This window comes from Bacillus sp. NTK034 (genome assembly GCF_017303275.1).
Classification (GTDB): Bacteria; Bacillota; Bacilli; order Bacillales; family Cytobacillaceae; genus Cytobacillus.
The window spans coordinates 145,590-159,297 of record NZ_JAFKOJ010000007.1 but is presented as its reverse complement, the minus strand read 5'-3'; the positions used below and the strand labels follow the sequence as shown (position 1 = coordinate 159,297).

The 13,708-nt window shown below is 36.8% G+C and carries 17 protein-coding genes; 1 reads left to right on the top strand and 16 read right to left on the bottom strand.

Annotation, left to right across the window (positions count from 1 at the left end; genetic code table 11):
• Window positions 1-270: 270 nt before the first annotated feature.
• The 4 genes from JI665_RS28680 to JI665_RS19455 form a co-directional block, all read right to left on the bottom strand.
• Window positions 271-1,110, bottom strand: coding sequence for a hypothetical protein (locus JI665_RS28680; protein ID WP_244671260.1), 840 nt, complete (start codon window positions 1,108-1,110; stop codon window positions 271-273).
• A 150-nt stretch (window positions 1,111-1,260) separates the two neighbouring features.
• The gene (locus JI665_RS19465; protein ID WP_206843005.1) at window positions 1,261-2,040 is read right to left on the bottom strand and encodes a hypothetical protein; all 780 of its coding nucleotides are present in this window, start codon (window positions 2,038-2,040) and stop codon (window positions 1,261-1,263) included.
• Window positions 2,041-2,294: 254 nt separating this feature from the next.
• Entirely contained in the window at window positions 2,295-2,723 is a 429-nt protein-coding gene (locus JI665_RS19460; RefSeq protein ID WP_206843003.1) for a competence protein CoiA, read from the bottom strand.
• 14 nt (window positions 2,724-2,737) lie between these two features.
• Window positions 2,738-3,103 carry a hypothetical protein gene (locus JI665_RS19455; protein WP_206843001.1) on the bottom strand — a complete coding sequence of 122 codons (366 nt, stop codon included), beginning with the start codon at window positions 3,101-3,103 and terminating at the stop codon, window positions 2,738-2,740.
• Window positions 3,104-3,247: 144 nt separating this feature from the next.
• Between JI665_RS19455 and JI665_RS19450 the strand changes: the two genes are divergently transcribed.
• Window positions 3,248-3,577 carry a YolD-like family protein gene (locus JI665_RS19450; protein ID WP_244671259.1) on the top strand — a complete coding sequence of 110 codons (330 nt, stop codon included), beginning with the start codon at window positions 3,248-3,250 and terminating at the stop codon, window positions 3,575-3,577.
• A 103-nt stretch (window positions 3,578-3,680) separates the two neighbouring features.
• Here JI665_RS19450 and JI665_RS19445 read toward each other — a convergent pair whose 3' ends face one another.
• The 12 genes from JI665_RS19445 to JI665_RS19390 form a co-directional block, all read right to left on the bottom strand.
• On the bottom strand, window positions 3,681-4,574 hold the full coding sequence (locus tag JI665_RS19445; RefSeq protein WP_206843000.1) for a phospholipase D-like domain-containing protein: 894 nt from the start codon (window positions 4,572-4,574) through the stop codon (window positions 3,681-3,683).
• 103 nt (window positions 4,575-4,677) lie between these two features.
• A complete protein-coding gene (locus JI665_RS19440; protein WP_206842998.1) occupies window positions 4,678-5,076 on the bottom strand; it encodes a hypothetical protein in 399 nt (132 codons plus the stop codon).
• A gap of 17 nt (window positions 5,077-5,093) precedes the next feature.
• Window positions 5,094-5,285: a hypothetical protein gene (locus JI665_RS19435; RefSeq protein WP_206842995.1), complete on the bottom strand. Its 192-nt coding sequence runs from the start codon at window positions 5,283-5,285 to the stop codon at window positions 5,094-5,096.
• A gap of 157 nt (window positions 5,286-5,442) precedes the next feature.
• On the bottom strand, window positions 5,443-6,003 hold the full coding sequence (locus tag JI665_RS19430; protein WP_206842993.1) for a hypothetical protein: 561 nt from the start codon (window positions 6,001-6,003) through the stop codon (window positions 5,443-5,445).
• A 50-nt stretch (window positions 6,004-6,053) separates the two neighbouring features.
• On the bottom strand, window positions 6,054-6,353 hold the full coding sequence (locus tag JI665_RS19425; RefSeq protein ID WP_206842991.1) for a hypothetical protein: 300 nt from the start codon (window positions 6,351-6,353) through the stop codon (window positions 6,054-6,056).
• A gap of 1 nt (window position 6,354) precedes the next feature.
• Window positions 6,355-6,924: a hypothetical protein gene (locus JI665_RS19420; RefSeq protein ID WP_071158764.1), complete on the bottom strand. Its 570-nt coding sequence runs from the start codon at window positions 6,922-6,924 to the stop codon at window positions 6,355-6,357.
• Window positions 6,925-6,926: 2 nt separating this feature from the next.
• Window positions 6,927-7,532: a hypothetical protein gene (locus tag JI665_RS19415; protein WP_206842988.1), complete on the bottom strand. Its 606-nt coding sequence runs from the start codon at window positions 7,530-7,532 to the stop codon at window positions 6,927-6,929.
• 178 nt (window positions 7,533-7,710) lie between these two features.
• The gene (locus tag JI665_RS19410; protein ID WP_206842986.1) at window positions 7,711-8,205 is read right to left on the bottom strand and encodes a hypothetical protein; all 495 of its coding nucleotides are present in this window, start codon (window positions 8,203-8,205) and stop codon (window positions 7,711-7,713) included.
• On the bottom strand, window positions 8,206-8,826 hold the full coding sequence (locus tag JI665_RS19405; protein WP_206842985.1) for a hypothetical protein: 621 nt from the start codon (window positions 8,824-8,826) through the stop codon (window positions 8,206-8,208).
• A 98-nt stretch (window positions 8,827-8,924) separates the two neighbouring features.
• A complete protein-coding gene (locus JI665_RS19400) occupies window positions 8,925-9,449 on the bottom strand; it encodes a hypothetical protein (RefSeq protein WP_206842984.1) in 525 nt (174 codons plus the stop codon).
• Between the two features lie 41 nt (window positions 9,450-9,490).
• A complete protein-coding gene (locus JI665_RS28675) occupies window positions 9,491-11,701 on the bottom strand; it encodes a peptidoglycan DD-metalloendopeptidase family protein (RefSeq protein ID WP_244671258.1) in 2,211 nt (736 codons plus the stop codon).
• A 15-nt stretch (window positions 11,702-11,716) separates the two neighbouring features.
• On the bottom strand, window positions 11,717-13,705 hold the full coding sequence (locus JI665_RS19390; RefSeq protein WP_206842983.1) for a hypothetical protein: 1,989 nt from the start codon (window positions 13,703-13,705) through the stop codon (window positions 11,717-11,719).
• Window positions 13,706-13,708: the final 3 nt, after the last annotated feature.

Genomic DNA, 13,708 nt, shown 5'->3' with positions numbered 1-13,708 from the left:
TTTGCTACACTTAGAATTTTTCACCCTAAGTCAGCCGATTATTCATAGAATATCTCTCCCTTTAAGTAATCAAACAGATTATTTTCGCTTTGGTGCCCGTTACTTCAAAAAACTAAAAAGGAGCTGCGCTAGTACAACTCCTTCACAGTTTCCGTTCCCTACAAATGGTTTTATTATCAGGCTGAATCCCTATCAATATTGAATTAATTTAACTAAAAAATCCTGGTTCTTCAATTTAACAATCAAAAATCCAGGATTTCCTAAATGTCATTAGTTCCTATTAAAGGCCTTGTTAATAAATTCCTTTATATATTCTAAATTTGATACCCACTCCAACCTTATATATGCTTCATGTGGATATTTAACCTCTTCATAAGGTTTCCGTTCATATTCCTTTCCTAATAGTGAGTCGATTGCTTTTTGCACTTGTAATCCCAGTTTTTCGTCTTTCCTTCCTATATGGAGGATTAAACATCTTTGCCGGGCTGTGGTTAAAGTAGCAAATTTAGTCCTCCCCTTTTTTCTATAACCAATGCCATCTTTTGTTCCGGCATCTTCTATGTAAGGAGCAAATTCACTACAAATATATCGGTCAACCTCTCTTGCCAACTTCTGGGCTGCTTCCTTTTCGAAATGAAGGAAAAAGTACTCCTTTGACTTTTGGCGGTCCCCTATACTATTTAACAGGCAGAATTCCTCAAACTGCTTTATTAAAAAACAAGTTATTTGTTCTCCTCTTTCCTCGAACCAGCTAAGCTCTCCTTGAAAGAAGTTCCGAATATCCATCCAGGTTATGATAATCGGCTTCTCTTTGATTTGCTGGCCCGGGGCAAAGCTACTTTTATGCCCCTCTAACTGTTGATGAGTTAGGTATGAGTTATAACCTATCTTACTTTCAATTAGAACAGATACATCTTCCGATAAAACGGCTCCATCAGGAATCGTAAACGTCTTTTCTTTACTATTACGTACTTCATCACTCTCTGCTATTCCGATAACAGCGCCTATACTTGATACATGACTCAATGCATTAGCTACTTGGTATCGATATTCAAAGGACTGAGTAACTATGGGGCTCAACCCGGCAAATTTGAGGAACTTTGATGTCATTTCTGGTGAGGAATGCTGCAGGACATTAAGAAATGCCTTTGTTAAATTATTCTCTATCTGAAGTTGCTTTGTTTCTAGTGTTGAACCTCTTGACTGGCCGCGATAATATTGAAAAATATTATTGTATCTAGACATACTACCTCCATAGATTTATTTTAATCTTTTCAGATAATCATCCCATGCGGTCGTAACCTTATTCGGAACTTCTTCATTTAAGTATAGGTTTGGGGAATATTTAAAAGCACCCCATTCTACTAAGACACTTTCCTGGAGATTGTTTGAAGAATATATGTGATCAACATTGATTTCATGACATTTAGAGTTTTTGAAACTACGCCTCTTTGTTATTCCAATTCTACTTAAATAATCAATAAAATCTCCAGGAGCAAAAATATAATAATTTCCCCATTCATCCTTAATCCTTTCCACACGGAAATAGCCTTGTCCCTTCATCCATTTGAATTTTTCATTAACACTCGGCACCCATACATAAGGGAAATCCTTCTTACTTTGTATCCGCTTCTGGTTATAGATAAATTGATCATAGATCCATAGCTGCCATACAAATGAAGGCGTCTTTATTAAATGTGCATTTTCTATTTCTGGAAAGAATAACCCGGGCAGTGTTTCAATAGAATAGCCATGTTTGTTGCATAAATGATTAAATAGCTCTCGTTCTTGATTTGTAAGCATGTCATATTGTTTCTTGCGTTGTTGTACTAAACTCTTATAAAATTCGTTATAAACTGGCCTGTTTTTTTCTTCTCTTTTTCTTCTCTCATCCTCTTCTCTCTCTTCCTTTTCCTTCTCTAAACACAAAAGATATTCAGAAGCCATAGAGTATAATACCGGCTTTTCATTTAGTTGAAGAATTGTAGAGCGGTTTGCGAAATACTTCAAGATCTCCTCATTCCATAGTTCATCTTCCATAATAGAAGTGGAATTTAGATTTATCTCTGTAAACTCAGCAGCCCGCTCTAAAATGGTTTTGGTTACTAGCTTGCCCCCGCGTAGAATATTAAAGCAATAATTCTTCTCTTGGCCCTTCAATGAATTGGGTCCAAAATAGTAAACATAGCCATAATTATTAAAGATAGCCCGCTCCAAATCTCTTCTCAAATAAATATTTGGACGGTCAGAATCCTTCCAACCATTAAAATGACTTCCCAATATCCAAAAATCTTTTATTCCTGCAGTAATGTATAGCCGATGCCGCTCTTCCCAAACTTCACCCGGGATAGACTACATTGATACTCGAAGGCCCACCTTTCACCTGAAGGATGTAAAACAAGTACATCTGAACGTTGATTAGTCTCAGAAATCTTATATTCTAACTCCACTTGTGAAGAAGGATATAACTTCTTCAACCAGTTGGCCAACTGTGATTTACCGTTCATATGTTGCTCTGACTCCGGCTCACCATATGGATAGCTGCACTCTCTACTCTTATGAGCAAAGTATGATCGCTGGATTTTCCCAGCACGGAATTCTACCGCTCCCCGGCACTCCGGACATAGCAACTCCTCTTTATTACACATCTCTTTTATTTTATATGTATTCTCCACATCCAAAGAATTAATTCGAGCTCTCAATCTATCCTCAACGATAAACAAGGTCTTCCCCTCCCTCATTCTGAATTTGGCATAAAATACTTCCTTAGGATTTTGGTTCCTTTATAATCCATTGCAGCCGACCAGAATCTCAGATTTCCCTCGTACCCATGCGCGAAATAACCGTACTGCACGAAATCTTCATTTACCTTCTTAGGACCAATCACCTTAATTTTCAATTTCCTCAATTGCTTCCTAGCACTAACTATATCCACTCTCAGCCTCTTTAGATGCTCGTCTATCAAGGACTCATATACTTCTGGAATCTTAAATGGGATGCTTCTAACAGACAGACGATCTTCCTCCAAAGCTTTTATCAGAAAGTCTATATAAATATAATCTACAATTAGTTTCTCTTCACTCTCTGGAATAGGAGCCTTCATAATATCCCTCTATTTTTATCATAAATAGAAAATAATTCCTCATCTATAATTTATTTTATCGTTTCCAGGAAAAAAAATTAACTTGTTTAATTTATTAAATTGAGGTTATTATAAGAACAAACGTTCCCTTAAGGAGGGATAAAGATGGCCATACGCGATCGAGGCATTATGAAATTTCGAATGGTGGGATTTCAACCTGAATTTGTTCATAATCTTAGGCAGCAGCATAAAGAAAAAGAAATCATCCCAAAACCTACATTAGACGAACAACAGCTGGAGTATTTCAATCAAGTAATATGCGAGAGTATGGAGTCTCATAAAGAAGTGACTATCACTTATTATTCTGGGGCTAAATCGGAGTATTTAAAAGGCTTTATACATTACTTCGATGAGAAGAAATTCACACTGAAGATAGTTTGCTGCTCTAATAATAATCACACGATTCAATGCCGCGATATAATTGATATACAATAAGGGCTGAATAAAACCAAAAATCATTGGAAATGATTGTAAAACACCATGACTTACTTCCAACAAAGGACTCTCACTAAAACAGGAGAGTCCTCATTCAGATTATTTAGATCAGATCAAAAGATCCATCAAATGATTTTTTCATATCAAATGCAAAACGGTCCTTCCAAATTACCTCTGTTCTCCATTCTCCTTCTCCGTCCATAGATGTATTATGATATTCTAATTGAGCAACTGCATGAATACTAAATTGACTTTGCAGCTGTTGGAGAAATTTCTTTATATCATAGTCATATTCTTCCTCAAGGATTGCTAATTGTTCCGGAAAGTCACTAAGATGCTCCGTTTGCTCATTATAATAATCAGCAATGCTTACGATGGAATGATAAAAGGAAGTATTTATATATTCCCTGTCTAGATCTTCGTATTTATCTTCACAGCCACAAACACTTACAATTTTACATTCAGTGTATTCATGATCATCTTCTGCCTTAAGATGAACGATTAAAAGTTTAAAGGTTCTCTCTCTGCATGCCGAACATTTCAATTGTTTTTGTAATTCAATAGTTTTTTTATTCAAACCCCATAGATAAGAAAATTCATCACGAGTAGGGTTAATAATTGACTCATCATAAAGTTCCATTAAATTTTCGAAGTTATTATTTGCATTTTTGCTCCAATTGAATGAACCAATAAGCAGCTTCTTATTATCAATAATACAGAATTTGTGATGCATATAATTCCAATGGGACCACATACGTAATAGCTTTATCTTGATGCCTACATTTTTTAACTGTTTGATCCAGGCTTCATGTTGGCTATTCTTTTTATCATCATTCACAACAATTTTGACCTTAACATTTCTAGTAGCAAGGCTCATAAAAATATCACTATATAATTCAAAATTTAACCAGGCAACAGCTATTAGAACTTCCTTTTGAGCATGTATTAAGGAATCCATAATAACTTGCTGCTGATCTCGAAAATGGATCTTGTTCATTCTGCTGGCGCTCCTAACTTGGAAGAAAACTCCCTTCAATTAATATAAACAAAAAAATATGGTATGATATTCCATCATACCACCTTCTATTTGAATCATAAATCTAATTAACTACACCTACACTATAAAAATCGTATTCCTCTTTATTTCTTCTTAAGTGAATAAATACCAAATAGGATCCACCCATAAAAAATAAGACCATAGATAGAAGTTCATTTTGAGTGTTGATTGTTAACAAAGCCACAACAATCAGAGTCTCTAATGCAGCATACAATGTATTTTCAATTCTAGCCATTTTAGGCAACTCGGAAAAGTCTGAATAGCCCTTGAAGTTAGCATACCTATACTGTCTTTTTGTGCTAAATATGTGAAAGATATATGTACCCATGATCATACAACCTAACCCATAAGCAATAATATTGCTCTCGATTAATCCATCAAACATAAAAAGCAAAGAAAGCATGATGAAGCTAATCCAAACTGAACGAAAATACATATACATTTTAGGACTCTCCCTTCTTATCTCACTACTTCAACTTGTTCGAGAAATGGTGTAATATTTACCGGGTCATCATTATTTGCAATTCGGCAATTTATTGCTAATCCCTGTTCTCCTGTAAGGACATTTACTTCTGGGATTCCAACCATAAATCCAACAATCTTAAAATTGGATGGACTCGCTAATAAAAATCGTTTTACCTTTTCATTCATTTGCACTTCTCCCCTTTTAAATTTATATATATGAAAACAACATCGGATATCCAGATAATAAAAAACGCCAAACCCCTAGACGGGGTATTGGCGGTTCTTCCAGCTCAATAGGTATTATATGCAGGTTTCTTATACACTAATATTATCATGTTGTTTATTATCCCTCAATAAACATTTCCATTTTTTTAATAAATTCTTTAAAACTTCCATATTTCTTCTGAACTTTATATAGAGATGGCTGTTGACTTAATCGATATTGCTGATATTCTCTTTGGCTAAATGAATCCTTTCCAGCCTGCTCTTTACAATATTGATAGGCAGCAAAATAATCTCGTTCACAAAACTTAAATTTCTCTTCAAACAGTTGCTGATCAAAAAAAGGATGATAATAGCCTGGCTGATTGTGCTGACAAAACAGGTATAGAAAAGTGAGAAGTTTATAATTAACATCCTTCTCCTTATTAACAATATCTTCAATTTCACTATATTCTGTTATGGGAATGCTAAGAGAAGTATTATGCATCGGATATAGCCGCTTATATTCAGTTGCGCTTTTATCAATTATTCGATCGACGCTTATTTCAAATGGAGCACATTTATAAAGGGAAAATCCTATTAATAGACCTTTGGATAAGGTTACATTCCCCTTAATCTTAATTAATTCTTGGTAAAAGTTTTTAGGGATCTTAAGAGGAAGAAGAACTCCTTTTTTTTGCAAACGCAATCACGCCCTATACCTTAAGTATCTTGTTTTTGCTGCTTAACCCTCTACACGTTAATTCCTTTATCATGTGAGTCATTCGTTAAATTGATTTTCAATGTCCGCAGCCAATCATAAGGGATTTGGTAATAGTGTTGGATTTCATCATCCAACATCACCTTATTGTCCTGAACAAGAATGCGATGAGAATTCCCATGGAACTCTAATGAATTCTCCCCGTCCCAGGTAAGTATGTTTTTTTCAAACTTATATTCTTTAGCTACAGACACATTATTCTTATGGATGATAAATAGTCTATAAAATAAATAAATGAGATTAGACCTAGTATTATTTACTTCTTCATTCATTTCAGGTCCAGCTTTCGATTGGCTCATCGCTAAGCCATTGGTTCTGAGGGTTTCGATATCTTCCTTGCTTCTGTAGGTATGCCTGCTTTAGCTTAGGAACCCCAGGCCAATTCTCTTCTTCAGGTAAGATGGATAACTTCACGCCCACCTTTTTTGCTTCTTCCAACGCAATTTCAGTACCCAGATCAAAGATCATTTCACGCTGCCCCTGATAAGTTAGTATTTTTGGAGAAACGCCCACCAGCATATCGCTGACCAGGTTTACGTTTGGATCGGCCGGCACTGCCCTCTCGTATCCTCTCTTTGTCATTACGAAAAGCGGGTCCCCGTTTTTATCCTTAGGTAGCCGGCTAAAATCTGGCTGCCAGCCTCTTGGGATATTTTCTCCCAATGGGTATATATGATAGCTATCCGGAATAACATTTAGATCTCTGGTAAAGCGGCCGCTTTTTTGACAATCTGCCGCTATATCATATTCCATCGAATTGACTCTTTCTCCATTTAATTTACATGTACTTCTATTTGGATCAAAATGTTGGCATAGATTGCAGGTAGCATATATTTTTTTCATTTCTATTCCCCTCTCTTCTTCAATAATTGAGCCGGTATATCTTTTCGACAGTATTTAATTCTAATATTGTTTTCTTCCAGGAATTTTAGTTCCTCTAAAGTTAGAAGGTTTCCACATTTAACACACTTCATGGATGATTCCGCTACTACAGCTGCAGTATTTCCCTTATCAACAGTTAATCCTACAGCCGGGTTATTCGCCCACTTTCTATATGGAGCTAAATCCTTCCAACCCATCATATATTTATCACACGCTTTTCGAAGCGCATCGCTTTCAGCCGATAAAATGGCACTCTTAAGATTTTGGATCTTCCCCGTATCTTGGTAAGTCTTAAAGTTAGAAAAACCAATACCCTCTCTCTCTACATCAAGTATTTTTAGAATACCCTTTACAAGTATTTGTTCATCTTGATGATAAATGACTGGTTCTCCAGATAACCTCCAAGACCAATAGGGTCCAGCCGCATCTTCTAATCTCTGAATATATGCTTGTACAGGTATAGAAGCTCTTCCGGGAGTATCCGTATTTTCAACCGAACCCTTTGGGAAAGGCATTGTAAGTTTTTGACTAATCGATTTATATAATACGTCTCTTTCTTCCGATGACATGAGCTCACCCCTATATGTAGGAATTTCGCAATAAAATATATGGATATTTAGTATCTTAATTGATTCGATTATATATTATAACTTTTTTCAAATCAAGGAATATTATGGAATATTATTTAAAATTATTCAAATAAAAAAAAGGCCTCTTCACTTATGAGTAAAGAAACCTCTTATTCTTCTAACTTTGCGGAACAAAAAAGTGATAAATATCTAACGAGTATTGCATAATTACCCAAAAAACTGGTGCTCCAAATACCATAGCCATTCCAATGCGTTTTCTTGGTGGATTTTTGGCAGCTGTTAGCCAGAATATTATGCCCAAAAGTGATCCAATAAAGATCATAGGTTCAAAAAATATTTTAAATAGATGGTGTACATCATGTCCTTGGGAGCTTGTAGAATCAATCAAAAACCTAATATCTTGATTATTATCATTCACTTTAAGCAAACTATCGCCTTTCATATAAGCAATGATTAGAGGAAGATAAAGGATTAATAGCATTCCTAATGCTCCCCCTATAGAAAATAGGTAAGCTGCCCTCTTCCTAAATGGGTTTTTTCCTGCGTACAGCAAATAAAACAAAGCAAACAAAAATAGGAAACCAAAAGTAGGAACAAATACTAATTGAAGTAACCTTATTCCAGTCCATAGTGCTTCATTAACACCCGTCATTTACTTCCCTCCTTCAATACTTCCTAAGAGATCCCAAACGGAAGAGTCGATATAATAGTAATTTGATTCATGTTCATGGATGTGTTCATCTTCAGAGTGCTGTTCCAGCTTTTTTAATTTCACATTGATTCTTATGGGCTCTTCTAAATCAGAATAATTCAAATCTGCCACCACCCTGAGGCTATCCTTTTCAAAAACCATCATACTCTTAATCATTTCTACAGACTCCAGTTTCTGATTTCTGGATAGACGGTTCATAATTTCTGTAACAAGCTTAATTTTATTGGGTTCTTCATTTCCAAAGATATCTTCATTGTATTGCTCGAGTGTAAAAGCGTCAGGATAGAAGTCTTCCTGACTCAACATGGCCACAGCAAATAAATATTCAACAGCTGACTCTGGTTTTGAATACCTGTCATTTAAGTATTCAACAAACTCTTTACTTACTGGCGAATCAGACCATTTCCTATTTACGGTGTCTTGTTCCTCTTTGACAATATTTAGTGATTCATCCATTTCCTTAACTACATTTGGAATATCAGGTGTTGTAATCTTTTTATAAATAAAAAGCCCAACAAAGACTACTAACAGAATGATGAACACTATAGCGATTTTTTTCATATAGACCCCTTACTTTCCCATAAAAGTAAAAGAAAAATTTAATAGTAAACTTTTTGTGATTCTAGTGAAATAGCAACCTATCATTTACATAGATTAAATTATTCTTCTGGATTCTCTCCAGCGGCTACCAGCTGTTGCGCCAGGACCTTCCAATCGTTCGCGATTACTGCTTGTTCTTGTTTTATTGCCAAGAACTCTACTCTAAAAGGATCCTTCTCAATTTCTTGATCAGGGTTATTGGCTTCATCAATGGTATTTAAGAGCAGTTGATGAGAACGATTGACAAGAGCTAACAATTGTTGGTGAACTTGAAATAGCTCAGGCTTTACGTTTAAGCTTTCGACATTTTTAATAAGAGTGTTAGATTCCTTAATTTGTTCTTTTAAAACTTTTGCAAATTGCTCATTGCTATACTCTTGTGTATAGATGCCATCCAGTCCATTGTTATAGACTCCCAGAATGCTATTCATATCTTCAATTGTTCCTTGTAGAGATTTATTGTACTCCTCAAGATACGCCCTATTCTCTTCTGTTACCTTAACCTTTGCTTCATCATCTTTCCCACATGCTATTAGAGTGCCGATCATTACAAAGCAAAGGAATATGAATGCATACTTTTTCATAGATTTCCCTCCATAAGGGGATAGTTTTCTATCCCTTCAAGTTATTTTTCAGGCGGAGTTGGAATATATAATAGTGGATTCTTAGCGTTCGATTTACCTGCATTCCAACTAGGTTGATGAATCTCAAAGTGCAAATGCTTTCCATATGATTGTCCGGTATTTCCCATATAACCTATGAAATCACCTTTTTTAACGGTTTTCCCTTGGGCTATACCACGCTGCGCTAAATGAGCGTAAACCGTTTCAAATTCAAGACCGTCAATCTTATGTTTTATATAAACAACATTTCCGTAGGAGCCAGACAGATAAGATCTACTCACCACACCATCAGCAGCAGCCACTACAGGCACCGTCGGCCTTCCTCCGCCACCAATATCCACTCCATAATGGGTTCCTCCTGATCGATTTCCGAATCCTGATGTAATTCGGCCGGTTGCCGGGAATGTAAAACTACCTTCAGCAACTGGAATGGAGCCGCCACTTGGAACACCATTCTTAAACATAATTCCGCGATTATAAACTTCATTCACATAGGAATTGGAATGGTTATAACTCCGAATGGCTTTCTTTATTTTAGCTTCATCTTCTTTTTTATAGCCGCTGGCAGCTAAGTACTTCGCTGCAGTGAAAGCTGCGTCTTCCAGTTCCCAGGGAGAAGCCTTACCATTGTTATTGGCATCAACCCCATACCCACCATGTTTCTTTATTTGCTGAACACTTGATATTAGATCAACTACTAGATTAAGAGGCCCTTCTATATTTCCTAATCTAGTAACCGAAAGTCCATTTCCGCCTTTGTAGGACCAGCCGAGCCAGGTTAATCCCATGAACTGAAAGTGGCCTTTAGCCCCAACGCTTGACCCCTTACTTGGGTCTGTAGCTGCCGGGTTTGTACTGAACTCAGTTTCTTGGGCATGTATTGAAGCTAATATCCACCAATCCACGTTATATGCTGCGGCCGCTCGTTCATATAGCTCTTTATATTCTTCCGGATACCAGCCACCACCGCCGGAACCAACAAGTCCGCTAAATGCTGATCCTTTTAAGTTTGGCCCAATACACGAAGCGGCATTCATCAAATTTTTATAGTAACACTCAACTAATCCTTCAAAATCGATTGTGAATTTTGGGAAGTTATCATCTATTTCTTTTAGCTGTTCTAACACATATTCCAGGTCTTTAGGTTTCACCAACCTGGCAAGTATACCTTCTGGATTATCAACAATAAGAAAAGAAAGAAGACTTTCTCCGTTGTATGTAACGTTTGGTGCCCCTGAGTCATCAAGTTGGTATAGTGTATATTTTTTATACGTATCTACAGTACATTCTTCAGTTGATTGGGATCCTTCTTTAACCCAATCACCAGTACTTAACGAATAAGAGAACAAAGCGGTTGCATACATAGCACTAGCTTCAGTTACAACTTGTCTACTCGGCATGTCTTTCGTTGAAAAAGCCGTGCTGCTCTCAATTTCGTATTCAATTTCTTTATTATCTTCTGGTTTAGCATTTATACCATCTGTGTTCGTATTGACTGGCCTCTTACATGTAGTGACCGTCTTTGTCATTACCTTTTCCCCTGAAGATGTTCCATACTGGTATTCCACTTGCATAGTAGGATCTTTGAAATAATAATCGATTTCCTTATTGATTACATTGTAAAAATAGGTATGCGCCTTCTGCCTATCCGCCTTTGTTTTCATAGGTTGATTCTTATATTTTTTATGCCAAGGCACATATGTTTTAGATTTTAAAGACTTATAGGAATATAAAGCTGGAGGAATAGCATCACTCGGTCTAATCATATCTAAAACTTGAGCTATGTATGATTGATTAACAGGCTGATAAGGCGACTTGTTTTGGCCTTCGCTCAAAACGCTATATAAGTCACTTCCCACTTCTTCAGATCGATCGTCAATGACTTCTTTTATGGTTTGATCAAACAGCTTCTCTGCTTCATTCCTTTCGCCTCCTCGGCCAAACGTATCAAACTGAACCACGCTTTCCATAATGATCAATAATAGGATAATCAGTAAGATGATGAGGAAGGCGTATGGACCGATAAAACCAACAACCGACTTAATGATAGCAGGGATGAGTTTTTGAAGAACCAACCTTAAAAGCTTGTATTGCGCCTTTAAGCCCTTAACAAACATATTTCTTACCCTCTTGTTCTTAAGGGCACTCTTCCCGATATTAGCCATTTGGCCAGCGGTTTGTTTTCCAATATCATTACTATTTTGATCGTTCAAACTATCCCTCCTTTCTTAAGAGAATCCTTTATGCCGGTTTTGATTAGCAGGAATCCATCCTCCTATTTTTTGTATTCCGTCTGCTACTCTATCACCAGTTGACTGACTAATCGGGTGATTATTTCTATCTATTAAACCTGCCTGGAAGTAGCTATCCGGATTGACCCGGGATGTATCGAAAGATGAATCAACCAATCTATAATTATTCGGGCCGCCTAACATGGCACCGGTGGTTTGCTGTAAATATCCGGTCGAATTGTTTAGCGGGTTTTGAGGTAGAGAATACCCCCCAGCTCCATTGGGTTTCAGTCCTTCAGGAGAATTGAAGCGGTAACCGATTTCCCTAAACGATCCATTTTTCAATGAAGGATCTGCTTCTCCTAATGGACTAATTCTTTCAAAGTTTTCGTTACCTTTATCCATATACAGGCCACTGCCTTTGTTATCTTGGATCCATTTCAAATCTGCCCCAGGATACATATCTTTTAACCGGTCTAGACTAAGCCCACCAAATCCGCCTTGCTCTTGTGAATTAAGCAAACGACTCCTAGAAACCCCACTTAATGCATGTCCTATATTTCTTCCTGCTTCCCCTTTTCCAACCAATGCCCCAGCTGTTTCACCGAGATTGCCGAAAAACTCTTTCCGCTTCCCAATATCGCTAAAGGTATTTTTTATGCCGCCATTATCTTTTAGCTCACCAATCAACCCTTTAGAATTAACCCCAAAAGCTGCAACATTTCGTGAACCTTGAAGAAGACCGCCGGCTAATCCACTTCCTGCTTTCATTCCCAACATCGCTCCCGATGGACCCAATGCCAAGCCCGCAGTCCCTCCAATCACTCCACCTAAACCTCCAACTCCTTTTTTCATCCCACTCCATAGTTTCGAATTTTTCCCATCCGCTAAAGCACTAATTTTAGTCCGTCCTTGTTGACTAATATTATTTCGTTGAAGGGCTGACGCATTCTTCATATATTTAGAAAGAGCAGCTGCTGTGGCTAATGTTTTAACACCCATCATTCCTGTCTTTTCCATAGCTGAACTCGCATCTGAAAGATGGAGCCAAGAAGTGATCATACTCGTTAATGGGATGAACATAATTAACATGACCATTTTAAAAACGGTTCCATTCACTCCGCTTAACAGTGTGGAAAATAGCAGAAAAATAGTTAGTAATAGTCCATGAAAACTTTGCAGAAAGACTATGCCAATTAAATCTCTCACCCACGAATTGAACATCTTACTCGTAGAACTAAAAAATAAAGACATTCCGGCAACCGGGCCCAGGATCAGCAGCATAAGAATCATAATCTTTCTAAAGATATAAATGAAATTCATAAAAAGAGCTAAAATCCATTCAGCAAAAAAGACTACTATATCCGTAAAGGTGAATTTCGAATTGCTTGTCATCATGCTAAGGGAATCAAATTTTAATCCATGAGAATCCATTAATCCTTTAAAACCGCTTAAAATACCTGCATTCAGGGAGAAAAGAGTTTCGATTATAAGATCAAAAGAATAGATAAAGACGGTAACAACCAACCACATTTTTACCTTCTCCCAGAACTCTGATCTTTGAGCGCCCCCTACTCCACTGAATGCAAGTTTCAGAGATGATATAAGCATGGATAATAGTAAAATGATTGAAAAAACACTTTTGATATAATCAATGAGAGGGGTAATAATTTTGTCAAATTCCTTCTGAGTAAAAATTCCATACACAAGAGTAGAGTCACTGGTGTCATTCCAGATACAATGAGGATTACCAAATACTAAAGTCGATAATGAATTTATCCCAGCAACTCCTAAGGCTGAATTGATAAAATCAATCGTATACGACTCAACGAGGGATGCATCCTCTTCTTTATACTTTTCAATTTTTTCTTTTGTTGAATCGTTATATATTTCTTTCCCGCAGCTTTGCGAATCATTTGAATTGGCCAGAGCTGGTGTATTCGCAAATGTAAGGATAAATATTAAAAGGATTATGATTTTCTTCATGGA